The organism is Alteromonas sp. B31-7 (assembly GCF_015767655.1).
Lineage (GTDB): Bacteria > Pseudomonadota > Gammaproteobacteria > Enterobacterales > Alteromonadaceae > Alteromonas > Alteromonas australica.
The window spans coordinates 1,541,839-1,566,314 of record NZ_CP065233.1 but is presented as its reverse complement, the minus strand read 5'-3'; the positions used below and the strand labels follow the sequence as shown (position 1 = coordinate 1,566,314).

23 protein-coding genes are annotated in these 24,476 nt (G+C 46.3%); 6 read left to right on the top strand and 17 right to left on the bottom strand.

The features are described from left to right. Positions 1–16: 16 nt before the first annotated feature. A complete protein-coding gene (gene glyA, locus IUA53_RS06620; protein WP_044447971.1) occupies positions 17–1,273 on the bottom strand; it encodes a serine hydroxymethyltransferase in 1,257 nt (418 codons plus the stop codon). 163 nt (positions 1,274–1,436) lie between these two features. After that, a complete protein-coding gene (lpxD, locus tag IUA53_RS06615; RefSeq protein ID WP_044057543.1) occupies positions 1,437–2,465 on the bottom strand; it encodes a UDP-3-O-(3-hydroxymyristoyl)glucosamine N-acyltransferase in 1,029 nt (342 codons plus the stop codon). Positions 2,466–2,665: 200 nt separating this feature from the next. Between lpxD and ettA the strand changes: the two genes are divergently transcribed. Then, positions 2,666–4,333, top strand: a complete 1,668-nt coding sequence (ettA, locus tag IUA53_RS06610) for an energy-dependent translational throttle protein EttA (RefSeq protein WP_196898827.1) — start codon at positions 2,666–2,668, stop codon at positions 4,331–4,333. Positions 4,334–4,503: 170 nt separating this feature from the next. Next, positions 4,504–4,926, top strand: a complete 423-nt coding sequence (locus tag IUA53_RS06605) for a PilZ domain-containing protein (protein ID WP_044447976.1) — start codon at positions 4,504–4,506, stop codon at positions 4,924–4,926. Here IUA53_RS06605 and radA read toward each other — a convergent pair. Beyond that, positions 4,893–6,260, bottom strand: coding sequence for a DNA repair protein RadA (gene radA, locus IUA53_RS06600; RefSeq protein WP_044447978.1), 1,368 nt, complete (start codon positions 6,258–6,260; stop codon positions 4,893–4,895). The genes IUA53_RS06605 and radA overlap by 34 nt on opposite strands. Positions 6,261–6,468: 208 nt before the next feature. On the opposite strand from radA, the gene IUA53_RS06595 reads away from it, so the two are divergent. Beyond that, on the top strand, positions 6,469–9,003 hold the full coding sequence (locus IUA53_RS06595; RefSeq protein ID WP_044057547.1) for a PilZ domain-containing protein: 2,535 nt from the start codon (positions 6,469–6,471) through the stop codon (positions 9,001–9,003). 32 nt (positions 9,004–9,035) lie between these two features. Here the strand turns inward: IUA53_RS06595 and serB are convergent, their stop codons facing one another. Further along, positions 9,036–10,034, bottom strand: coding sequence for a phosphoserine phosphatase SerB (serB, locus tag IUA53_RS06590; protein WP_044447980.1), 999 nt, complete (start codon positions 10,032–10,034; stop codon positions 9,036–9,038). A 127-nt stretch (positions 10,035–10,161) separates the two neighbouring features. Here serB and IUA53_RS06585 point away from each other — a divergent pair, with 127 nt between their 5' ends. Beyond that, on the top strand, positions 10,162–10,803 hold the full coding sequence (locus IUA53_RS06585) for a hypothetical protein (RefSeq protein WP_196898825.1): 642 nt from the start codon (positions 10,162–10,164) through the stop codon (positions 10,801–10,803). On the opposite strand, the gene IUA53_RS06580 is transcribed toward IUA53_RS06585, so the two are convergent. The 10 genes from IUA53_RS06580 to rpoE form a co-directional block, all read right to left on the bottom strand. Next, entirely contained in the window at positions 10,787–11,578 is a 792-nt protein-coding gene (locus IUA53_RS06580) for a TatD family hydrolase (protein WP_196898823.1), read from the bottom strand. The two genes, IUA53_RS06585 and IUA53_RS06580, sit on opposite strands and share 17 nt — an antisense overlap. Before the next feature lie 36 nt (positions 11,579–11,614). Continuing rightward, positions 11,615–12,253 carry a pyridoxamine 5'-phosphate oxidase gene (gene pdxH, locus IUA53_RS06575; RefSeq protein WP_196898821.1) on the bottom strand — a complete coding sequence of 213 codons (639 nt, stop codon included), beginning with the start codon at positions 12,251–12,253 and terminating at the stop codon, positions 11,615–11,617. 58 nt (positions 12,254–12,311) lie between these two features. Further along, positions 12,312–13,223 carry a GTPase Era gene (gene era / locus IUA53_RS06570; protein WP_044447984.1) on the bottom strand — a complete coding sequence of 304 codons (912 nt, stop codon included), beginning with the start codon at positions 13,221–13,223 and terminating at the stop codon, positions 12,312–12,314. Further along, complete coding sequence (gene rnc, locus IUA53_RS06565; protein WP_044057553.1) at positions 13,216–13,896, bottom strand: ribonuclease III; 681 nt, start codon at positions 13,894–13,896, stop codon at positions 13,216–13,218. Before rnc ends, era begins: the two co-directional genes overlap by 8 nt. After that, positions 13,896–14,801, bottom strand: coding sequence for a signal peptidase I (gene lepB, locus IUA53_RS06560; protein ID WP_044057554.1), 906 nt, complete (start codon positions 14,799–14,801; stop codon positions 13,896–13,898). Before lepB ends, rnc begins: the two co-directional genes overlap by 1 nt. Further along, positions 14,801–16,597, bottom strand: coding sequence for a translation elongation factor 4 (gene lepA, locus IUA53_RS06555; RefSeq protein WP_044057555.1), 1,797 nt, complete (start codon positions 16,595–16,597; stop codon positions 14,801–14,803). Before lepA ends, lepB begins: the two co-directional genes overlap by 1 nt. Before the next feature lie 191 nt (positions 16,598–16,788). Next, positions 16,789–17,232, bottom strand: a complete 444-nt coding sequence (locus IUA53_RS06550; protein ID WP_044057556.1) for a SoxR reducing system RseC family protein — start codon at positions 17,230–17,232, stop codon at positions 16,789–16,791. Next, entirely contained in the window at positions 17,229–18,425 is a 1,197-nt protein-coding gene (locus IUA53_RS06545; RefSeq protein WP_082052907.1) for a MucB/RseB C-terminal domain-containing protein, read from the bottom strand. Before IUA53_RS06545 ends, IUA53_RS06550 begins: the two co-directional genes overlap by 4 nt. 12 nt (positions 18,426–18,437) lie before the next feature. After that, positions 18,438–19,022, bottom strand: a complete 585-nt coding sequence (locus tag IUA53_RS06540; RefSeq protein ID WP_044057558.1) for a sigma-E factor negative regulatory protein — start codon at positions 19,020–19,022, stop codon at positions 18,438–18,440. Positions 19,023–19,111: 89 nt separating this feature from the next. Continuing rightward, a complete protein-coding gene (gene rpoE / locus IUA53_RS06535; protein ID WP_044057559.1) occupies positions 19,112–19,690 on the bottom strand; it encodes an RNA polymerase sigma factor RpoE in 579 nt (192 codons plus the stop codon). 197 nt (positions 19,691–19,887) lie between these two features. Here rpoE and nadB point away from each other — a divergent pair, with 197 nt between their 5' ends. Then, the gene (nadB, locus tag IUA53_RS06530; RefSeq protein ID WP_196898819.1) at positions 19,888–21,573 is read left to right on the top strand and encodes an L-aspartate oxidase; all 1,686 of its coding nucleotides are present in this window, start codon (positions 19,888–19,890) and stop codon (positions 21,571–21,573) included. Between the two features lie 23 nt (positions 21,574–21,596). Here nadB and IUA53_RS06525 read toward each other — a convergent pair whose 3' ends face one another. From IUA53_RS06525 to IUA53_RS06515, 3 genes are read right to left on the bottom strand one after another with little or no spacing between them, the layout of a single operon-like run. Then, complete coding sequence (locus IUA53_RS06525) at positions 21,597–22,448, bottom strand: MaoC family dehydratase (RefSeq protein WP_044447990.1); 852 nt, start codon at positions 22,446–22,448, stop codon at positions 21,597–21,599. Continuing rightward, positions 22,438–22,872, bottom strand: a complete 435-nt coding sequence (locus tag IUA53_RS06520; RefSeq protein WP_332310822.1) for a protein YgfX — start codon at positions 22,870–22,872, stop codon at positions 22,438–22,440. Before IUA53_RS06520 ends, IUA53_RS06525 begins: the two co-directional genes overlap by 11 nt. Before the next feature lie 40 nt (positions 22,873–22,912). Continuing rightward, positions 22,913–23,164 carry an FAD assembly factor SdhE gene (locus IUA53_RS06515; protein WP_044057562.1) on the bottom strand — a complete coding sequence of 84 codons (252 nt, stop codon included), beginning with the start codon at positions 23,162–23,164 and terminating at the stop codon, positions 22,913–22,915. Positions 23,165–23,427: 263 nt separating this feature from the next. Between IUA53_RS06515 and ygfZ the strand changes: the two genes are divergently transcribed. Then, positions 23,428–24,426 carry a CAF17-like 4Fe-4S cluster assembly/insertion protein YgfZ gene (gene ygfZ, locus IUA53_RS06510; protein ID WP_196898817.1) on the top strand — a complete coding sequence of 333 codons (999 nt, stop codon included), beginning with the start codon at positions 23,428–23,430 and terminating at the stop codon, positions 24,424–24,426. Positions 24,427–24,476 lie beyond the last annotated feature (50 nt).

Genomic DNA, 24,476 nt, shown 5'->3' with positions numbered 1-24,476 from the left:
TGCGCTTTACCCCTTATTATGCGTAAACAGGGAATTTTTCGCAAAGAGCAACCACTTCGCTTTGCACCCGTTCAATCACCGCGTCATCACCCATATTATCAAGAATATCGCAAATCCAAGTCGCAACTTGCTTCGCTTGCTCTTCTTTGAAACCACGACGAGTAATGGCCGGGCTTCCGATACGCAAACCACTGGTGACGAATGGAGAGCGTGGGTCATTAGGTACAGAGTTTTTGTTAACTGTAATGTTGGCTGAACCTAGTGCCGCATCGGCATCTTTACCCGTAATGTCTTTATCGATAAGGTCGAGTAAAAACAGGTGGTTATCAGTGCCGCCAGACACAATGTTGTAGCCTCGCTCTTGCATAACAGCAACCATGGCTTTAGCGTTTGCAACAACTTGCTGCTGATACACTTTAAACTCTGGCTGTAGCGCTTCTTTGAACGCGACCGCTTTCGCTGCAATAACGTGGCAAAGTGGGCCACCTTGATTACCTGGGAATACAGAGCTATTTAATTTTTTATAAATTGCTTCGTCGCCACATGAAGAAAGGATTAAACCGCTTCGTGGGCCAGCCAATGTTTTATGGGTAGTTGTCGTTACTACATGCGCGTGAGGCAGTGGGTTTGGATAAACGCCAGCGGCCACAAGACCCGCCACGTGTGCCATATCAACAAGAAGGTATGCGCCTACGCTATCTGCAATTTCACGGAATTTAGCCCAGTCGACAATACCTGAATAGGCAGAGAAACCACCAATAATCATTTTAGGCTTGTGCTCTTTTGCTAGCGCTTCTACTTGTGCGTAGTCAATTTCGCCAGTGTCTTTGTTTAAACCGTATTGTACCGCGTTGTAGGTTTTACCAGAAAAATTGACGTGTGAACCATGAGTAAGGTGTCCACCTTCAGAAAGGCTCATGCCCAGCACAGTGTCACCCGCATCGAGTAGCGCCATGAAAACGGCTGAGTTAGCTTGTGAACCAGCATGGGGCTGAACATTCGCGTAATCTGCGCCAAACAAGGCTTTAGCACGATCGATTGCCAGTTGCTCTACAACATCAACATGTTCACAACCACCATAATAACGCTTACCCGGGTAACCTTCCGCGTATTTGTTTGTAAGCTGAGAACCCTGTGCTTCCATAACACGTGGGCTACAGTAATTTTCTGAAGCAATAAGCTCAATGTGATGTTCTTGACGTTCAACCTCGTTGGCCATTGCATTGGCTAACTCTGGGTCGAAATCGGCGATATTCATTTCGCGAGAAAACATGGGGGCTCCTTAACTGCGGTAGTAAATTGGCACGCTAAATTAGGCATGAGTGTTTGCTAATTTGGTGCCATATTCTAGTCATTTTCAATCGCTTGTATACCGCTTTGTGTGCAAAATGTAGCAAATGACGTAGGTTTAACGTAATACGGGCGTTACAGTGTCATCAGACCTGTTTTTCTAAGGCCTTTACACGGTCAAATAGGCTGCCGATTTTTTGTAGACGCACTGCGTTTTTACGCCATTCTCGATTCGTCTGCGCTGGCTGCCCTGATGAGTAGACGCCGGGCTCGGTAATATCTTGTACAATCATAGTGTAACCGGTTATTTGCACGTTATCGCAAATGGTAATGTGCCCGTTCACTCCCACGCCACCGCCAATGATCACATGCTTACCAATATGACAACTGCCTGCGATACCCGTTGCACCGCAGATACATGAATGGTCGCCAATAATACAATTGTGAGCAATCTGTACTTGATTATCTACAATCACGTTGTTACCCAACACCGTGTCTTCCATTGCGCCGCGATCAATAGTGCTACTTGCCCCTATTTGGCAATCGTCGCCAATAATGACCGACCCTGTTTGCGGAATTGGCAGCCACACACCTTTATCATTGGCGTACCCAAAACCAGAGGCGCCAATAACCGTTTGACTATGAATAGTCACACGTTTACCAATATGCACGTCATGATAAACCGTCACATTAGGGTATATGATACTGCCCTCGCCAATTCGAGCCCCTTTGCGTACTACGGTATTGGCCCCTATGGTGACACGATCGCCAATGACCACGTTCTCTTCAATAATGACATTGTGACCAAGCGACACATCACTACCAAGGTTAGCGGAAGGCGCCACTAGGGCGGAATCAGCGATGCCTACTGCCACCTGCGGAGAGGTATCGAACAGTTGCGCTATACGTGCGAAGGCAGCATGAGGATTGGCGACCACTAAGGCCGCCACCGGTGAATCTGCCTTCATTTTTTCATGCAGGATAACCGCGCCAGCTTGGGTTTCTTTAAGCTGCGCTTTATATTTGGGATTCGTGAGAAATGAGATTTGATGTGATTGCGCCCCTGCTAAGGTGCCCACGGAGGAAATGACAATATCCCCGTTCCCCTGCACTTCTCCACCTACGTGATTCGCCAGCTCTGAAAGGCTATAGGTTATTTTCTTCATTGCGGTCATCCTAACAATACCTACAAGTTTAATACTGCGTATGCTAACTAAGTTTACCTTAATTCTAAAAGGCGACCGACTGAATATTATGACTTTTGGCCTCAACTGCACAAAATACCATCATCTGCGCCCCTGGTTGGCGTTAGACGCTGGTACAGGCTATCCTGTTGCACGTATAATAACGCATCATTTTTAGGCAAGGACACAGCATGTCTCAATACGTTTACAGTATGCATCGGGTAGGAAAAATTGTTCCCCCGAATCGTCAGATTTTAAAAGATATCTCTCTTAGCTTTTTCCCGGGCGCAAAAATAGGCGTACTCGGTCTGAATGGCGCAGGTAAGTCTACATTACTTCGCATAATGGCCGGCTTAGATACCGACATTGAAGGTGAAGCACGACCGCAGCCTGGATTGAAAATTGGTTACCTTCCGCAGGAACCTCAATTAGATGAAAGTAAAGATGTACGTGGCAATATTGAAGAAGCCGTGGCAGACGTTAAGCACGCTCTCGTGCGCCTAGATGAAGTGTATGCCGCTTACGCTGATGCCGACGCCGATTTTGACGCCCTTGCAAAAGAGCAAGGTGAGCTTGAAGCCATCATACAGGCAAAAGACGGTCACAACCTTGAAAACGCGCTAGAGCGCGCTGCCGACGCCCTCCGCCTTCCGCCTTGGGATGCCGATGTGAGCAAACTTTCTGGGGGTGAACGTCGTCGTGTGGCACTTTGTCGTTTATTATTAGAAAAGCCTGAAATGCTTCTATTGGACGAACCCACTAACCACTTGGATGCAGAATCAGTCGCGTGGCTAGAGCGTTTCTTACACGATTACGAGGGGACTGTGGTCGCCATTACCCACGATAGATACTTCCTCGATAATGTGGCTGGTTGGATCCTAGAACTGGATCGCGGTGAAGGTATTCCTTGGGAAGGTAACTACTCTTCGTGGTTAGAGCAGAAAGAGAAACGCTTAGAACAAGAAGAGCGTACAGAAAGTGCTCGTCAAAAGAGTATGAAGCAAGAACTTGAATGGGTTCGCTCTAATCCAAAAGGTCGCCATGCTAAAAGCAAAGCGCGTATGGCTCGCTTCGAAGAAATGGCCACCAGTGATTATCAAAAACGAAATGAAACCAATGAGCTATTCATTCCACCGGGTGAACGCTTGGGCGACAAAGTCATAGAGGTTGAGGGGCTTAAAAAGTCTTATGGCGAACGTTTATTAATTGATGATTTAACCTTTAAAGTGCCCAAGGGAGCTATTGTCGGAATTGTTGGACCTAACGGTGCAGGTAAATCTACGCTCTTTAGAATGCTAACGGGCTCAGAACAACCTGATTCTGGTGCAATTAACATTGGTGAGTCGGTGCAAATCGCTAGCGTTGAGCAGTTCCGCGATCACATGAATGAAAATAATACCGTTTGGAAAGAGATTTCTGACGACCAAGATATTATTCGCATTGGCAACTTTGAAATTAACAGTCGTGCATACTGCAGTCGCTTTAACTTTAAAGGTAACAGTCAGCAGAAGTTTATTAAAGATTTGTCGGGAGGTGAACGTAATCGTGTGCACTTGGCAAAGCTACTTAAAGCAGGCGGCAACGTGTTACTGCTGGATGAGCCCACTAACGACCTTGATGTAGAAACATTACGAGCGCTTGAAAACGCGCTATTAGAATTTCCAGGCTGCGCCATGGTTATTTCCCATGACCGTTGGTTTTTAGACCGTGTGGCCACGCACATCATGGATTACAGAGACGAAGGTAAAATTAACTTCTTCGAAGGTAACTATGCCGACTATGAGAGCTGGCTGAAAGCCGAGTACGGCCAGGATGTGGTAGAGCCCCATCGTTTGAAATATAAAAAAATGGCGAAGTAACCTGCCAAGCGCCTACATAGTAAATCGCCTAGAGCCAACATTCAGCCCCTTTCTGTCAGGGGCTTTTTTATTTGTCAATTCATCAGTTAACATTAAAAACTCATAAAGACAGTTGCCATAAAAAGGCATTTCACTAATACTGAACGGACGATGTACTAATGAGTTAAGTCATGGTCGACAAACGCCGGTTTACGCGAATAGAATTAAATGTACCTGGTACGCTGTCTCATGAAGACAGCCAGATCGCAGTGTCAATAAGTGATGTATCTCTCACGGGTATTCGAATTCTCGCCCCTGAAAGCGCGTTAAGCCATCTCCCCTTTGATAGCCATATTCCCTATACTGCAAAATTCCAAGCCAATGAAGATAGCCCTATTATCACCTTACACATAGAGCAACTTTATCGCCAAAATGATGGAAGAAAAGACTCAGTGTCGTTAGGGTGTAAAGTGGCCAAAATGGATGTGGATAGTGTTAGCGCACTTCGCCGTTTAATTACACTCAACAGCGAAGATGCTCACATAGATGAAAAAGACTTAAACGCGCTTATCGATGCCGTTTATTCTAACGCTTCAAGTGCATCAGACAACTGAGACACTGGCACCACTTTCATCCCACCAATGGCCTGCTTAGGCGCGTTGGCTTTAGGTACAATAGCGCGCTTAAAACCGTGCTTTGCCGCTTCAATTATCCGTTCATTGCCGTTGGGCACTGGCCTAATTTCTCCTGCTAGGCCCACCTCGCCGAACACAATCAAGTCTTTCGGTAATGGGCGATTTCGAAAGCTTGACACCATCGCCAATAGCAAGGCTAAATCTGCGCTGGTTTCAGTGACTTTCACGCCGCCAACGACGTTAACAAAAACATCCTGATCGTTCATTTGCACATTACCATGCCTATGTAGCACGGCGAGTAACATAGAAAGACGATTTTGATCTAGCCCCACCGCGATACGACGAGGGTTAGACATTTGCGAATAATCAACCAGTGCCTGAATCTCAACAAGAAGTGGGCGCGTCCCCTCCCATATTACCATGACGCTGGACCCTGGCGTTTCTTTGTCGCCACGGCTTAGGAAAATAGCTGACGGATTATTGACTTCCTTCAGCCCACTTTCTGTCATCGCAAACACGCCTAACTCGTTAACCGCACCAAACCGGTTTTTATGGCTTCGTAAGGTGCGATACCGCCCATCACTTTCCCCTTCAAGCATCATAGAACTGTCGATGCAGTGCTCGAGTACCTTAGGCCCCGCGAGGTTACCGTCCTTAGTGACGTGGCCTACAATAAACATGGAAATATGCTGCTGTTTAGCAAAACGGGTAAGGTATGCCGCGCTCTCACGCACCTGTGACACACTGCCAGGGGCAGATTGCACATCGGACACATGCATCACCTGAATAGAATCGATAACCATAATCTTAGGCTTTTTCGTTAGCGCTAAATCACAAATGGTCTCGACGTTAGTTTCTGCCAACATCATGAGCTTGTCATCGGGAAGATGTAAGCGTCTAGCCCGCATGGCGACCTGCTGTAATGATTCTTCACCCGTGACATACAGTGCGGGCGCCGTTTTTGCCATTTGACACATAACTTGAAGCAACAGCGTACTTTTACCTGCCCCTGGTGAGCCCCCTATCAACATGGCCGCGCCAGGTACAATCCCGCCCCCTAACACCCGGTCTAACTCTTTGAATCCAGCACTAAATCGTGGAAGCGATTCAAGGTCGATAGCGTTTAAGGTTTCAATTTTGGCCGCTGTTTGTCCGGCATATCCCGACAAGGTGGGCTTCGACGACGCTTTCGCGCTGCTCACCACAAATTCACTGATGGTATTCCATTCTTTGCACTCAGAGCATTGACCTTGCCAACGTGGAAACTCTGCACCACAATCAGAGCACACATATGCAGTTTTTCGTTTTGCCATATTCCAGTTTAATCCACGACATAAAAAGGGTATTCTATCATTATAATAATCGTCTAAGTAACTCGTCTAAAGCACCGCTTTTAATCTTCCTAAGCCAGTTATCTATAACGCGCTTTCATGCTTAAACTGGCAGAGGTTAATGTGTTGCAAGACGCTGCCGATACAAAAGGCGTCTTCGTCAAAAAAGAATAACAAAAGTTGCGCATACATGAATCAGGATTTACAACAGTACGCTGACATTATTGAACAGCTGAAACCCATGGTAAATGAGCCCGAATTTAATCGGGTACTCATGCAAGTGGGTGCGAACATTCCAAAGGAAAAACGCTTCTTAATTAAAATGGAAGTTAAGCGTTTGGCGAAGCCGTGCATGCGCTCAATTGACTTACGTGGGTTAGTCGATGGCAAATGCAAACTGTACGAGCATGATGGTCGAAAGCATTACATGGACGACGTGGCCATTGAAAAATTTGAGGAACAAATTCGCGTATTCGGCAGCTATACCTTTGGCGTGTACGAAGCCGTACAAAATACCGAAAACAACTTCCGTGTACTGCGCGAAAAAGCGGAAAAACGGGAATTGTCTGGTGGTTCCGCGGCCGAAAAGAAAAAAGCGAGTATATTAGAGCAGTTCAAAGTGCCTATCGTGAACTTGCTCGACTATCGTCAGCGTAATACAGAGCGCATGAATTTTGCCGTGGCAGTTGAGCTTTTTAACGAAAGTAACCAGTCTATTCGCGGGCTGAGTGTCGATATTTCGTTAGAAGGTTTGCAGGTAAAGCTAGATAAAGAAAGTTTGTTTAAAAAGAATGAACGAGTATCGGTTTACTTCCGTGGTTTAGAAACAGAATTTGCCATGGACAAGAAAAATGGCATTGCTTACAAGCTTGTAAAAATAACCCGAAAAAACGATCTCATCTATCTTGCCTTACAGCGTGATACTGCAAATCCAAATACCGCTTTCGATAAATTCCTAGAAAGCTTTATTCATGGTAATAAGCGACGCTACAAAGTGAATATGGCGAATACCATTGAGGCCATCACGAGCAAGACCTGTGAGCAGTATTTCTCCCCGAGAAGCCCCACCCTGCCGGTGTATATTGACGAAATAAAAGGTCAGTTAATTCCGCGCTTTGCCATGGTTAACGAAGTTAACCGAGAAACCGTCAGTTATTGGCAGGACGAAGAAGACGAATGCCGTATTGGCTTTTTACTCAGTAAGCCCAGGTTACAGTTATTACTGAAAAAGCCTGAAGCTACCCGCGAGATTTTTATATATAGTTTTACGCACTTACAAAACGAAAAGGTTTATTTTTACTCTGCAGCCTACGAAGAACTCGAGAAAAAAGATGTTCTTAAAGATGTATTTTTAGGGTTTGGATCGAAAAAAGCGAGTTGGCGTGTATTTAAAGTCACGCTGACCGACATGTCGCCAGAGCAAGCACATGTCCCCACATCTATCCCCGATTCTGTAGGCACAAAGATTAAACGGCAGAACACCCCACCCGCGCCACGACTAATGGCGAAGCTACAGCACCTAAAGTACTTGGCTCATGTCACAGATGTGACCTCTGTGATAGGCCAACAGGCGTACAACAGCTTTACCTTTAACAAAGACAATTTGTCACATTTGCGTACGTTTGGGCACGCGAGAAACAAACCGCCTGCACCCATTTCGCTCTCTAGATTCAAGTATGAAGAACAGCGGCTAGAATCACGTTATCGATTACGCTCACAAATTGAGTTAACGATACCTGAGGACAACAGTGTGCATGTGGGTGTCAGCGAAGATATTTCTGTACACGGCTTGGGGCTAAGAATAGAGCTCAATAAGGGTTATTCAGGTGAACTAGAAGGGCAAGTGGAAGTGGCCTTCCCACGATTGCAAGAAATCACCAAATCGTTTGATGTGATGCACCTTCGATATTTAGTGGTTTACCACAATGTTGAAAAGAACATCTTGCACTTAAAAGCCATGCCCGGAGAACAAGGTAAAAGTGCCCGCGCCTTTTTCGAAGAATTGATTAAGAAGAACAAGCACAGCCTGCAAGAGGATGACGGCGAAGAGGAGATCCCAGGAATGGGGCAAGCGCTTCGCGTTATCAACGCTCGCAACCCTACCTCATTGTCCTTCTTAATGAGCAAAGAAGGGCCTAGGTATACCCCTGAAGCTGGCATCATTGGCCGGCAAGATGAACGAGTATCGCTTCTTTCTACTCATTACGCAGAAAGCCGACAGGTCAATTTGGAATATTTGTTTAGAGACCGTAAGCTAGACAGCCCCTTTATGCAAAGTGGGATTAAGCAGGTTAAGCTAGAAAATATGCCTTTGAGGCAAGAGCTGTTTGTCTCTTTCGATCCTACGCAAAAAGATCAGCGCTTAGCGATAATCCCTCGTTACTCTCACCGCTTCGAAAATAACGGTCAACGCAAGGCTTTCATAGACGATGCCATGGCACGCGGCCAATTTATTGCCATTCACGTGATGCTAACCACCACGGGTAAACCCGACTTATCCATGCTTCAAACTGAAATAAGCTATGTGAGTGTGTACGCGATCCACCGAGCGAAAGAGTTAGAGCAGAAACTGTGGAGTATAGCCGCCTGTTCACACCTTATTGATGTCACCGATGAAGTACTTATTCGTTATGGGTTTGACCAAGAAGCGATAAAACGTAATCGTGATAGTAGTACAGAAAAAGCGGTGGTAAAAACAAGTATTCAGGCGCTACTCAACGCCTAAACACTTGTGCACGACATTCAATTGGCGGCGGGTTAGCTCAAAAAGTACAGTAGCCCATGAAGGCCGCTAAACCTTAGTGCGACATCGGCCTGCTGATTGACCACAGGCTTCCCATGGCAGGCCACCCCTAGTGCTGATGTGGCCATCATAACTAGGTCGTTTGCACCGTCGCCCATGGCGACGGTTTGGTGTGGCGAAATGTCCCACTGATGAGATAACGCCTTTACGGTGGCCGCTTTTACATCGGCATTTACCACTTCACCTACCACCTCTCCAGTCAGCAATTCACCTTCTACCGCCAAGGTATTAGACACTGCGGCATCTAAGCCTAGTCTTTCCTTTAAATAGTCTGCAAAGTAAGTAAAACCGCCTGATGCAATCGCCACTTTCCAGCCATTTTCTTTCAGGGTGCTAATTAGCCTCTGTACGCCGGGCATTAGCGGAATGCTGTCTCGAATTTGCTGAAGCTGATTGAGTGGCACGCCCTTTAGGCAAGCCACGCGGTGATGCAGGCTTTCATTAAATGCAATTTCGCCTCGCATGGCCATTTCAGTCACTTTAGAGACCTGCTCACCAACGCCAGCAAGCTTAGCTATTTCATCAATGCATTCAATGGCAATGACGGTACTGTCCATATCCATCACTAACAGGCCGCGTTGGTTTAAGTGCGGTGTGCCCTCGGTCAGCCCGATATCTATGTGATATTGGTTTGAAACCTGTTCAATACATTGGGCAATAGAGGCATCTTCCCCTGCCTGCTTTTCACCAAAAGCCACCACTACGCTGTCGCCAAATCCATTGTGTAAAGGGTGTAAAAATAACGCTGAAGGGCGAAAGCAAGAAGACATCGCCTTTAACGCCTCATCGATAAGGTAAGGCGTTAACGCCTGACCAATCAAGGTTACCCTCGCTTCATTACTTTTAAGCCTAGAGGACGGTACTGTGGCTAAACAACGCTCTAGCGCAGCGGCATGGTTATACTGATTACTTGCTTGTGTATCTCTTAATAAGTCAGGAAAATTCGTCGTCACTGTTTGTACAAACCTTAGAAATCTTGGCTATATGCTACCCAAACTCGACCGCTGTGGAAATACACCCTTTCAAATTAGCTGAAATTCGCCTAATGTTACGCTAAATATAATGGGAATTTATCGCTGTATGCAAAATCAGGCTAGTCGACAGAGAACAGGGTCAAAACAATCAGTATCGCATTCTGCCTATACGGCGCTTAAGCGCCTCATTCATACTGCCATCATGGGTGCAGCTGTCGCGCTTATCATTTGTTTGTTCGTCGTATACGAAAAGTATCAATCACAATGGGTAAGCGTGCAAACTGAGCAGCCCGGTAGAAGTGTGAGTCAGCAATACGCGAAAATCCTTGCTCCGGCGTTATCCAGTAGTGACATAACGGAATTAGAAAACCTCGCAACAATCGCGGTGTCAGATCCTGCCGTAATGTCGGTGAGCATTTTTGATAGCAAAGGTAAGTATATCGCCCCCTTGCCTAGGGGGGAAAGTGTGGTGACGCTCACAAGAGAAAACCCAATCCCCCCGGTAACTTACCTTGAAGTGATAGAGGGCGACGAAGGCCAAACATTAGGCTACTTGAGTGTGAATATCGACACAGGCTACATCTTAGATAACCCTTTAACGCTGCGTCAGCAACAGGTGTTTATTGCCATATTAATTATCGCATTGGCGCTCATTGTGGGCATTTATATAACCCGTGGCTTTTACAAGTTTCGCCCCTGGCTGACCCGAGTTTTACACACCAATGACAAGCTTACTCAACACCCTTAAAACAGCGGTTATAGTTCGCGGTTGTAAAACTTATAATCTCTTGTTCACTATGCTCACTTAACGCCGCCATCGTTTGCACAACATCCAAAAGGTAGGCGGGACTACTTCGTTTACCTTGCCGACCAAACATAGGCATATCTGGCGCATCGGTTTCCAGCAAAAGATGACCTGGAAAATGATGAAGCAAGTACGCTAAGGTATCACGGGTTTTGGATGCTCTTGGGTAGGTTACCGTTCCCCCAATCCCTAAATATAACCCCTTATGGATATACGCCTTCGCCACCTCAATACTGCCGGAAAAGGCGTGCACCACGCCGCCGTAATGGCGGTTTACTTTCGTCAATGCCTCTAGCAACCTGTGATGACTTTTACGATGGTGTAGTATTACCGGCAACTGGCGCTGCTGAGCAAAATTGAGTTGTACCTGTAAACACCGTTTTTGTGTTTCGATGGGCACATCAATGTGACTGTCCAATCCTATTTCGCCCACCGCAACAGGTGCAATTACCGCTTCTTCGAACGCCACGTCTAACTGGCGGACAAGGGCTTTCTCATCTTCATCGTGGTGTAAAAAATACGGGTGAGCACCAAGGGCAATATCAATAGGTATGATGGATGAAGCGTCTTTCGCCAACTGTTGCTGTTGCTGCCATTGGCCTGCTTGGGTACCTGGCACCAATAACCGCGTTACCCCTGCTTTTTTGGCCCGCTGTAACTCGTCAGTCCAATCATTGGAAAATGCAGCTAAGTCGAGATGGCAATGGCTATCAATCATAATTCAAGCCTCTTAACCGGCGATACTCACAACACGTTACGGCATTAAACGTTGCGTTGCCCAACTGTCGTCTTGTTGTCGATTATATTCAAAGCGGTCATGAAGGCGGTCTTCGCCCCCTTGCCAGAATTCAACTTGATGCGGAACAATTCGAAACCCGCCCCAGAAATCAGGCGTCGGCAAGGACTTGTTGGCAAACTTGGCTTTCATCTGACTAAACTGGGTCGTGAGCAGTTCTCGGCTGCTAATAGGCTGGCTTTGCTTAGAAGCGAAAGCCGCTAATTGACTTTCTTTAGGGCGAGAGAAAAAATACCGGGCATTTTCGGCAAGTGTTAAACGTTCTGCAACACCGCAAACCCGTACTTGTCGCTCCATAAAAAACCAGGGGAAGTGACAAGAGACTTTCGGATTATCAGCGAGTTCTTTGGCTTTGCGGCTGCCCAAGTTCGTAAAAAAAACAAACCCAGACTCACTCACTTCTTTTAACAAGACGATGCGCTGAGAAGGCTGCCCATCGGCATCTACAGTGGCCACCGTCATTGCTGTAGGGTCTGGAATCTCGGCCTTTATTGCCTCTGCTAGCCATTGCTCAAACAAAGCAAAAGGGCTGTCAGTCAGGTCTGACGAAGACAGTTTGCCTTTCGAATATTGACGGCGTAAATCTGAAATAGACATAAAATTCCCTAACGCTTAGAAGCCACAACGAATGGTTATACAGCCAGTGGCGAGAAAATTAACTTTCGTCGCCATATCCCAGTGAACGTAACGCGCGCTCGTCGTCAGCCCAGCCTTGTTTAACTTTTACCCAAAGCTCTAAAAACACCTTATTATCAAACAGGTTTTCCATGTCTTTGCGGGCATGTTCACCGATGGTCTTAAGGTGCTTTCCGCCTTTACCAATGATCATACGTTTCTGCGTTTCACGTTCAACCAGGATTAAACCGCTAATACGATAAATACCGTTATCAGCTAACTTAAACTGCTCAATTTCTACGGTGGTAGAGTAAGGAAGTTCATCGCCCGTAAATCGCATGAGCTTTTCACGGATAATTTCAGCGGCCATAAAGCGGCTTGAACGGTCGGTAATATAATCTTCTGGAAAATAGAATTCACTCTGCGGTAAGCTTCCTGCCACCAAAGTGCGAATGTCGTCAACCATTTTGCCTTGCTTAGCACTCACCGGAATGATGTGCTCAAACTGGTGCTTCTCTGCTAACTGCTGAAGATGAACCATAAAGGCTTCTTTATCTTCAACTTTGTCCATTTTGTTAACCACTAAATAGCAAGGCAATCCCGAGGCTTTCACTTTGGATAGCACCATTTCGTCATCGGTGGTCCAGCGTGTGCCTTCAATAACAAAGAGTACTAAACCCACTTCAGCCAATGAACTTGATGCTGCACGGTTCATGTAGCGATTTATGGCACGCTTTTCTTCTTGATGTAAGCCCGGAGTATCAACGTAAATGGCTTGATAATCTCCCTCAGAATCTATGCCTAAAATGCGATGGCGAGTGGTCTGGGGCTTTCGCGAGGTAATACTGACTTTCTGCCCTAACAAGCGATTAAGCAATGTGGATTTACCGACATTGGGGCGCCCGACGATAGCGACTAAGCCACAACGGGTATTGGGTGTTGGCTCAGTCATCTAATTTCTCCAGCGTCATTCTTGCGGCTTCTTGCTCGGCTTTACGGCGGCTATTTCCCATCGCAACCACAGGGGTGTCTAAGTTTTCAACCTTGCAGCACACCTCAAATGTTTGCGCGTGGTCTTTGCCCGATATGGACATCACTTCGTAAGTGGGTAAAGGCAGCTTTCTACCTTGCAGATATTCTTGTAAACGGGTTTTGCTGTCTTTCGGGTGCGCGTTGGGGTCAAGCTTTTCAATTCGGCTCTCCCATAGGCGGCTTATAACGTCTCTCACCTGTTCCATACCAGAATCAAGGTAGATAGCACCAAGCAACGCCTCTACGGCGTCAGCCAGAATGGAGCTTCGTCTATGCCCACCACTTTTTAGTTCGCCTGGACCTAACAGCAATAGTTCACCCATACAGGCTTCGCGAGCCAGTTCAGCTAAAGTATCGCCTTTCACCAAGGTTGAACGCATACGGGTGAGTTTACCCTCTGGTACATCGGTAAAGCGCTTATAAAGGGTTTCACCAATGACCATGCCTAAGATAGCATCGCCAAGAAATTCTAGTCGTTCGTTGTGCTTTTTAGCCGCGCTTCTATGTGTGAGCGCTTGTTGTAATAAGGCTACATCATTAAAGGTGTAACCTATCGCCTTATTGAGGCGATGATATTTATCAATTCCTTGCATTAATCAATGCCACCTACACGCTCAAACCTCACGCCTGACGGGATCCAGCCTGGCAACAAATCTTCGGGTCTGCGCTCAAATTCAAATGAAATCCAAATAGCCACCGCCTTACCCACTAGGTTGGCGTCAGGAACAAAGCCCCAAAAACGGCTATCTCGACTATTGTCTCGGTTATCACCTAATACAAAGTAATGCCCTTCAGGCACAATCCACTCGTTACTGCGGGTACCAGGTTGAGTATAGAAGTTAACCGGCGAAATTTCTCTTATTGGATGGCGCAAAATATCATGCTTCACGTCGCCAAGCGTTTCCGTGTAGCGCATTAACTTTGCCATGTCTTGAACAAACTCACCGCGTTCAACAAAGTCGAGTGGCACTGGGGTTAACTTGCCACATTGGCTCTGTGCACCGTCACATTTTGACTTGATATACACTTGCTTATTTTGATAAACCACAGTGTCACCAGGCAAGCCAACCACACGCTTGATGTAATCAACAGATGGGTCTTCTGGGTATTTAAATACCGCGACATCGCCGCGCTCTGGTTCACCCGTCTCCACCAATTTACTTCTAAACACCGGGTCTTTAATGCCGTAGGAAAACTTCTCAACCAAAATGAAGTCACCCACTAAAAGTGTTGGCATCATAGAACCTGACGGTATTTGAAAAGGCTCATAAATGAACGAGCGAAGCACCAAGACAAACGCAATGACTGGAAAAATTTGCTGTGATGTATCGACCAAATATGGCAGTTGAGGATCTTCGCCATAACTCGCGCCGCCTGCATCCGCTGCGGCTTGCAAGCGAGCTTTGCGTTTAGGCGCAAAAACGAGGCTATCGACTAACCAAATAAGGCCAGTAATTAGCGTTAGTCCCACAAGAATGTGAGAAAAATAATTCGCCATTATTTACCTACCTTCAATACTGCAAGGAATGCATCCTGCGGTAATTCAACATTACCTACTTGCTTCATTCGCTTTTTCCCTTCTTTTTGTTTTTGAAGCAGCTTTTTCTTACGGCTTACATCACCGCCGTAACATTTCGCGATAACGTTCTTACGCAACTGCTTCACTGTACTTCTTGCTACTACGTGGTTACCAATAGCAGCCTGAATGGCAATATCGAACATCTGACGAGGAATAAGCTCACGTAGCTTCTCTACCAACTCACGACCTCTACCCTGAGAGTTTTCGCGGTGAGTAATAACAGCAAGTGCATCTACACGCTCACCATTAATGAGAATATCTACTCTCACCATGTCAGATGGCTGGAAACGTTTAAAGTTGTAATCCAGTGATGCAAACCCTCGGCTGGTAGATTTCAATCTATCGAAGAAATCAAGTACAACTTCTGCCATGGGCAGTTCATAGGTCACTGCCACTTGCTTACCATGGTAAGTCATATTCGTTTGCATACCACGCTTTTCAACGCACAGAGTAATCACATTACCGAGATATTCCTGTGGAACCAGAATATTGGCTTCAACCAAGGGCTCCCTAATTTCGGCAATGTCGTTCACTGCGGGAAGTTTAGCCGGGCTGTCCACCGTCATCACTTCACCTTTTGTGGTTTCTACTTCGTAAATTACCGTGGGTGCCGTGGTGATTAGGCCCAAGTCGTATTCACGCTCTAAGCGTTCTTGAATAATTTCCATGTGCAGCATGCCAAGGAATCCAATGCGGAAACCAAAGCCTAATGCGGCTGAACTTTCTGGCTCATAAAACAAAGACGCGTCGTTAAGGCTTAATTTTGCTAGGGCGTCTCGAAAATCTTCGTAATCATCAGAACTAATTGGGAAGATACCTGCGTAAACCTGTGGCTTCACTTTCTTAAACCCAGGTAGCATATCTGTAGCAGGGTCGCGAGATAAGGTAATGGTATCGCCTACTGGCGCACCTTGAATGTCTTTAATACCTGCGATGATAAAGCCAACTTCTCCAGCACGTAACACGCCAGTATCCAGCGCCTTTGGCGTAAACACGCCGATTTTGTCCACTTGGTGCACTTGCCCATTTGACATAATTTGGATTTTGTCTTTTTTGGTCAACTGCCCTTCAACAATGCGCACCAAAGATACAACGCCCTGGTAATTATCGAACCATGAATCAATAATTAGCGCTTTTAACGGCGCTTCACGTTCACCTTCAGGGGGCGGGATCTTATTCACAATAACTTCAAGTACGTCTTCAATACCGATACCGGTTTTCGCTGAGCAACGCACTGCATCTAACGCATCAATACCCACAATGTCTTCAATTTCTTCGGCCACACGGTCTGGATCGGCTTGGGGCAAGTCAATTTTGTTGAGTACCGGTACCACTTCCATATCCATTTCAATGGCGGTATAACAGTTTGCCAGGGTTTGCGCTTCAACACCCTGCCCTGCATCAACCACCAAAAGCGCCCCTTCACAGGCCGCTAAAGAACGGGATACTTCATAAGTAAAGTCCACGTGTCCTGGGGTATCGATGAAGTTCAACTGATAGGTTTCACCATCTTTTGCAGTGTAATTTAGTGTTACACTTTGTGCTTTGATGGTAATTCCACGCTCTTTTTCCAAGTCCATTGAATCAAGCACTTGCTCAGCCATTTCGCGATCGGAAAGCCCTCCACAATGCTGAATTAAACGGTCTGACAAGGTAGACTTACCGTGGTCAATGTGGGCAATAATACTGAAGTTACGAATGTGCGATTGTTGCATAATGCTGGAAATTACCTGCAGAAAAAATTCATTAAACAAAAATGCCAGTAGCTCCCTTCAAGAGATACTATCTAGCGCGAGCGGATTTTACCCATTTCTTGGCTGAAAAGCGAATTCCCGTGCATATTTGCAGGAACCATTGAGGAAGAAGCGCAAAGCGATAATAATTTTCGCTTTTGTCGTATTTGTCGTTAGGAGAGCGTTTGCAGTAAAACAGCTTGGTACTTTCCGTTATCAAGCCGGCTGAGATGTCGAGCAATACCACGATAAGCAAAATAAGTAGTGGCAATCGCAGGAACCATTGGCCACAGCTCGTGGAACAGGCCAAATGACTCAAATAACAGGCTGGCAAAGAGTGTGGTGCCGATAAACGTTAGCAACGGCAGAATATACAACCACGCCGATGCACTTAGCACGCCCGCTTCGGGCACACCTACAGTGACCCGTTGCCCGACGTTTACAGGCATAGGAGAATGCAACACCAGCTGTTGCGTTTTCGGCGCTAACGCTCGGGAGACCACGCCAGTACCACAATCGCTCTGCACCTGACAACTGCTACATGTTGACTTGATAGCGGCCTCTACCGTTATTTTATCTCCCTCCACTGCAACCACAGTGGCAGTTTCTTTGATCATGGGGTTTCCGTCGTTTTCGATGTCAGAGACGTTGCAATAGCGTTAGCGGTTTGAAGGGGAATTTCTCCCACTACAGTGACTTGTGCTTTGCCGTCTGTCAATGTGAGAAATGTACTTAAGTCATTACGCAGTACTAAGTCACTGCCCAGTGCATCTGCGGCTGGCTGCACATAAACAGAAACATCCACTAGACCATCACTGAACATTTTATATTCAACAATTTGACCGGTTTGCGCTAACCGGCGAGTTTCCTGCTTAACTTCCTTCATTCCCGTGGGAAGAAAGGTAACATCCCAATTATGCTCACGGCGATGGCGCTTGGAGAGTACCAACGGTTTGGGCAGGCTGGCCTGATTAATTCGTTCAAAATAAGGGTTAGGTTGTTCTGTCATTTGTAATGACGTCACCTGAATCTGTTCTAACAAGCCACCTTGTAAATCAAGCATATTCAGCTTTAACAACATGCCGGTGTCTTCATCTAACCATAGCTGATAACTAAACCGGTTGTTGTCGCGGCTAACAATACGTATTTGCTGAGCAGGTCTGCCCGCCACTCTAGCTCTTCCCACGGAAACAAACTCATACCCCTGCTTTAAACGCTCGGGATGATGTAATAGCGTGCTTGGAATTGGGCCATTGATATGTTCAGACTTCAAGCTGTATGGCGAAACATCTGGCTCGAATACACTTACCACATCACCCACGCGAATAAGTTCCCGCCCAGGCCCGTTTTGCAGGTTTAACTGTTCCATTTTAATGCCATTGGGCATAACAGCATGACGCCAAAGGTAAGGCATAGTGTCGCCATCAGCGCGACTTTGCACAAAAGAAACCTGAAAATTACGGGTTTCAATGACCTCACTTAAACGGGCTAACCAATCAGCGGTGCTTTTGGGGGATGCTAAACGCTGAGTATCAGCCAACACAGCAGGTTGGTTTTGAATCCGATCTACGCTTGGTTGCTTGAATTCGGCCTCTGAATCTTGCGTGGGCGAATGGGTAACCACTTCTTTTGGTTTCTCGTCGTCAGCAGGGTTCATTTGAGTTTCTTGCCCGAGGGCAATAGGTGCCGTCAGCATACCTGCCACTGACAACAAGGCCACGAGCTTGTGGGCACTGCGTTTTACTGTGTCCGAAAACACGCGTACCAGCGAACGAGGCGCTGGTACGTTATTAATACATTTAATTTTCATGAAACTACGTCGTTATGGGCGCTCGTTAGGGCTAACCTCATTTTCATTTTCTTCTGACTCTTGCGCCTGCTTTAATAGCAGCTGTTGCTCATGGTCAGCGATAAGTGCGTTAATCTTTCTCTTCTTCTCTAACATTTCGTTCATGTCATTACGAGGAAGCGCACGCGTTTGCTCTAAGCTAACTGGCGATAAGCCACCTTGCGGCCCGGCTGTCGGTGCCGTCATAAATGGTTCTGTAGGCGCAGGTTGATTAAAGTTCTGAACACCGAGAATAACCGCGACAGCAACAGAAGCTGCCATTGCGAACTGCCCAGACTGTTTAGCAAAAGGCACCACGTTACCAAGCACCGGCATTGAGCGCCAACGGGACGTCTTAGGTGCGACAATAGCGGGCTCAGCATCTAGCGCAGCAGCCACAGAAGAAGCAATATCTAAGTTTGGCGCAACATGCATCTCTTTGCGCATAACGCCTCTCATTACATGATAGCGCTGCCACTTAGCTTGTAGTTCTGCGTCCTGCTTAATGGTGTCGATAATTGAACTATCATCGAGTTCACCATCCATGAATGCGGACATTTTTTCTTGCTGTTGCGTCATATATTCATTTCCTGACCATTTGCGATCATTTTCTACCCTAACACAGCTATTAGTCAGCTTCATCTTGGGAAAGTTCACTTTCCTCAAATTTAATTTTCTAATAGCGGTTGAATAACTTTATCAATTGCCTCTCTCGCCCTGAAAATACGTGATCTTACTGTACCTACAGGACAGGCCATAACGTTCGCGATTTCTTCGTAACTTAACCCTTCGATTTCACGTAAAGTAATTGCCATACGCAAATCATCGGGAAGTTTCTCCACCACGCGAAATAGGGTTTCTTCTATTTCGTCTGACAGTAAGCTTCGCTCGGGTGTGGACTGCTCTTTTAAAGCGTCACTGCCTTCATAAAAGTCAGCTTCATCAGCATCCACATCACTCGCCGGCGGCTTACGACCTTGTGCAACTAAATAATTTTTAGCACTGTTAACCGCAATACGATATAGCCAGGTGTAAAACGCACTGTCGCCTCTAAAATTAGGAAGCGCACGATATGCCTTAATAAAAGCATCTTGCGTTACATCTGCAACATCGCCTGTGTTTTTTACGTACCGTGAAACGAGGTGCATCACTTTGTGCTGGTATCTTGTCACCAGTAAGTTAAATGCATTCTTATCGCCACGTTGTACTTTCTCAACCAATTGTTGATCGGTTATCTGCTCGCTCATTCGAGCCATTACTCCTTACTTCAACTACCCAATAGCTCTCGCAAGCATTGTTGTAGACGCTAGCTTTTGAAAAAAGTTCTCAATTTATATTAAAAATACTAAAAAATGCGAGTGTAAAGTGAAAGGGAGCATTGTGTTTTGCCCCTCATCCATTAGACTTGCCGAACCTTTGTTCATTTGAATATATACAAAAATACATGAAATCAGTGTCGTCTTCACTAACTTCCACATCAAATGCTATTGAACACCGATGTGATGTACTGATTATTGGTAGCGGAGCCGCAGGGTTAAGCCTTGCTTTAAAGCTTGCTGACCATTGTCAGGTTATCGTGCTCAGCAAAAGTGATAGAAACGAAGGGTCTACGCGGTATGCCCAGGGCGGTATTGCCGCGGTTTTCGATGAGCAAGATTCGATTGACGCTCACGTTAAAGATACGCTTAATGCTGGTGGCGGGTTGTGTGAAGAGCCTGCGGTACGTTTCACTACAGAGCGCGCCAAAGCGGCGTTGAGTTGGCTGATAGGCTATGGCGTGCCCTTTGACACCGAAAAAACAGAATCTGGCGAAGAGCGTTTCCACTTAACCCGTGAGGGCGGTCATAGCCACCGTCGAATATTACATGCCGCTGACGCCACGGGAGAGGCGCTTCAAATCACCTTGAATGACGCTGTGTCTACCCACCCCAACATTCATGTTTTCGAGCGCTATAACGCGATAGATTTAATTCCCTCAAAGCAGGATAAAGGTCGGTGCGTGGGGGCATATGTATGGAATAGACAGCAAGAGCATGTGGAAGTTATTCGCGCGCCATTTATTGCCCTTGCCACAGGTGGCGGCAGTAAAGTGTATCAATACACCTCAAACCCAGACGTATCAAGTGGTGATGGTATTGCCATGGCATGGCGCGCGGGCTGCCGGGTAGCAAACATGGAATTTAACCAGTTTCATCCCACCTGTTTGTTCCATCCGCAAGCCAGAAACTTCTTGATTACCGAAGCCCTTCGCGGCGAAGGGGCGAACCTTTGTCATGCTGATGGCACTCGGTTTATGCACAAGTTTGATGAACGGGGCGACTTAGCCCCTCGTGACGTGGTAGCCCGAGCAATCGACTATGAAATGAAACGCCTCGGAGCTGACTGCATGTATTTAGATATCAGTCATAAACCAGCGGATTTCATTGTTAAGCATTTTCCTAATATCTACCGCAAATGCCGCTCATTGGGCATAGACATCACCCGAGAACCCATCCCTGTGGTGCCTGCTGCCCATTACAGTTGCGGCGGCGTCATGACAGACTTCAATGCAAAAACAGATTTAGACAATGTTTACGCCATTGGTGAAGTGGCGTATACCGGGCTTCACGGTGCAAACCGTATGGCATCCAACTCATTACTAGAATGCGTCGTCTTTGCGTCTTCTGCAGCTGAGCACATTCTCGCACAATTGCCCTTCGCGTCTTGTGAAGAAGCAATTTCGCCGTGGGATGAAAGCCAAGTATCTGACTCAGACGAAGAAGTTATCATCCAACATAATTGGCACGAACTCAGACTGTTTATGTGGGATTATGTTGGCATAGTGAGAACGGACAAACGGCTAGAACGTGCAATGCGACGAATTCAGCTGCTTGAACAGGAAATTAATGAGTACTACTCGCATTTTCGCGTCAGTAACAATTTATTAGAACTTAGAAATCTCGTCACAGTGGCAGAATTGATTGTACGCTGTGCTATGGCGCGTAAAGAAAGCCGAGGGTTACATTTTAACTTGGATCATCCAAACCAATTAGACGAACCTCTACCCACCATTTTGGTGCCAGAGAAGAGCAATGCGCGGCCCGTGCCCGGCTCGTTAACAGCCACGTCTGTGCCTGTCACCGAAAATTGAAAAAGGAGCCATTGGCTCCTTTTTTAAAATGTGACACTCATTGCCATGTGTTTGTGCTTATTCTGATGATCAGACACAGTAACCTGTACACCTACCTCATCCTCACACCACTTGGTGACTTGAACCTTGCTGGGGAGATACACCGGCCGCTTAAACGAGCAGGTGAGTTTAGAAATATCCCGCTCTTCGTTTTCCATTAAGCTTGAAAGGCTTCTTGCCAAGGTCCACATGCCATGGGCAATGGGCTGGTGGAAGCCAAACAGCTTCGCAGTAAGCCCATAAAGATGTATAGGGTTATAGTCACCGGAGAGTTTCGCATAACGCCTGCCTGTATCCGCCGTCACCGTTAATTCATCGATGGGTGTTTCCGTCTCATCGTCACACGTACTCAGACTATCCAGTGACACAGGTTTGGGCGCAACATGCACCGCTTTTACTTTTACAAGATAACTGCTTATGGCTTGGTAAACACGCTGACCTTGCTGAAATGCCTCAAGCAAAATATCAAATTCCCAGCCTCGGTTATGGGGGCGAACGTCGCCAAACCTTACGCGGCATTCAAAAGGCGCGCTAAGATCACAATCACCTAAAACAGAGATATCATTTTTGCCATGAATCAGCCCAAGTAATGGGAAGGGGCTTTTTTTATCTAGTAGACACTGCATTTGCAATGGTAGTGACAGCATTTGCAGATAAACAGGATGCATACGGTGACTTTTAGGCCAGTGCATTTCCTGGCAGTACGCCGCGTAGTGTTTATTGTCCACGTTGATCTGTTTGGAATAGATGCGAGGTGGAAGTACCGGTGGACGAAATTGCATAAGCTGACGGGTGTCAACCCGTTTAAACAACGCTTTTGAATACTCACGAAACATCAGTCGTTTTCCTTGTTTCTGGGTGAAGGTTTGTTTGGGCTAAAACCCGACAAAGCCTTCTGTAATCGCGCGCTGGGCATTCACCTTTCAGTACCCATCGCAGATGTTTAGATGACCGCTGATACCAATAATCAGAAGGTTGATAGACAGACAGTGCAACACCCCAGGGCATAATCTTCGATTCGGGATGAAGCGTGTAAACGTGATCTGCCCCTTGCTCTTGCGCCGAAGCATGCAAAATAAGCTGCCCTTTTGCTGTTAGTGTATATACCTCAATTTCGCCTAACTTGTCACAAACGAATACGTCTTTTATACAAAGCGTAACAACAATTGCGGCAAGAAAAAACAAGGGTGTGTAAGCATATGATGCCACTTGCGAAGGCATACACGCGGCACATATGATTAGTGACGCTAAGGGTAGCACCACCTTGTATTGGCGCAGTGATGAATAGTGTAATGTAAGCCTATACTTTGACACGGTTTACAATGGTAGCCACCATGTCTGCTAGTTCAGGGTCATCACATTTTTGATGCCCCATTATCCACGCAAACAAATCGGGGTCATCACTGGTAAGCAAGCGCTCGAAAACGACTTGTTTTTCGTAAGTTAAATCGCCGAAGGCTTCTTCAACAAAAGGCAATAACAACACATCAAGTTCTAACATGCCGCGACGGCACGCCCATTTGAGTCGGGCTAGTCTTTTCTGTTCAAACATATTCGCTTTCTAGTGATTAGGACATGGGGGATATTATCATGTACTTCGTCTGTTGATCACTGCCCTTTTAGTCTGATTCACCGTGTTTTTGTTGTACATGTGTGTGAGCATAGCGAATGGCTTTGCTATGGGAAGACAATGAAACTTAGTTTACTCTGGCATTTCGCACTTTTTTAGCTCGTTATCCTTGATATCTTGTATTCTCCCCTCACCTTAGACCTATTAGGGTCTCAAATTCGTGTTTTGAATTAGTGGAATATTAAATGACAGCTTTATCAACGCTTTCTGCTTTACCGTCTAGCTACGCCGTTCGCTTGACTAATCAAATGCTCATTAGCGCTACGGGGGAGCAAACAGACAGTTACCTGCATGGTCAACTCACCGTGAATATTAACGACCTAGATAAGCATCAGGTAAGGATTTGCGCGCATTGTGATAATAAAGGTAAAACCTGGTCGGTGCCTTATGTAGCGCGGTTTAATGATGGCGTGGTGTTGATTTCAAATAAAGATGCAGGCGCACATTCACTGGCACAGCTGAACAAGTATGGCGTATTTTCAAAAGTGGATATTATTGATGCTAGCGAGGCATACCATCATTATTTTATTAGCGACGCGCTTGCCAACTCGCTTTGTAAGTCGTTCTTTGACAGCTTGCCAGACTCGCCGATGTCTTCCGTCAGTAGTGCAAACGGCTTGTTATTTAAAACCCCTTATACTCAAGCAGGGTTTTACGCGCTGATTACAGCCGAGCATGCTGAAGCATGGGAAGAAAAGATGGCAGAGGCAGTAGAGGCCATATACGGTCAAGCTGTTTTCGATGCCATACTCATTGACAACCTCATTCCTACCTTAAGTGAGAGCGGCGTAAACGAATACATTCCACAAATGCTTAATGTGCAAGCCGTTGAGGGAATAGATTTCGACAAAGGCTGTTATATGGGGCAAGAAGTCGTGGCTCGCACGCGGTTTTTGGGAAAGAACAAACGCGCCGCTTATAGCTTTACCTTGAACCACGCAACCTCGGTTGCACCAGGCGAAACCCTTGAAAAACAACTAGGTGAAAACTGGCGACGGGCAGGTAACATAATTGCCACCGCCAAGTTGCAAGCAGAAACCTGGTTGATGGCTGTTCTGTCTAACGACACAAAAGAAACAGATTGCCATCGTTTGGCAGAAAATCCAGACATAACCTGCTACCCTAACACACAACCTTATAATATTGAGCAAAACCCGAGCAATATTATAAAAAAGCGTAAATAAAGATTGCGCACACTTAATCACATTCATCGCCTCATTAAGAGGCCCAAAAA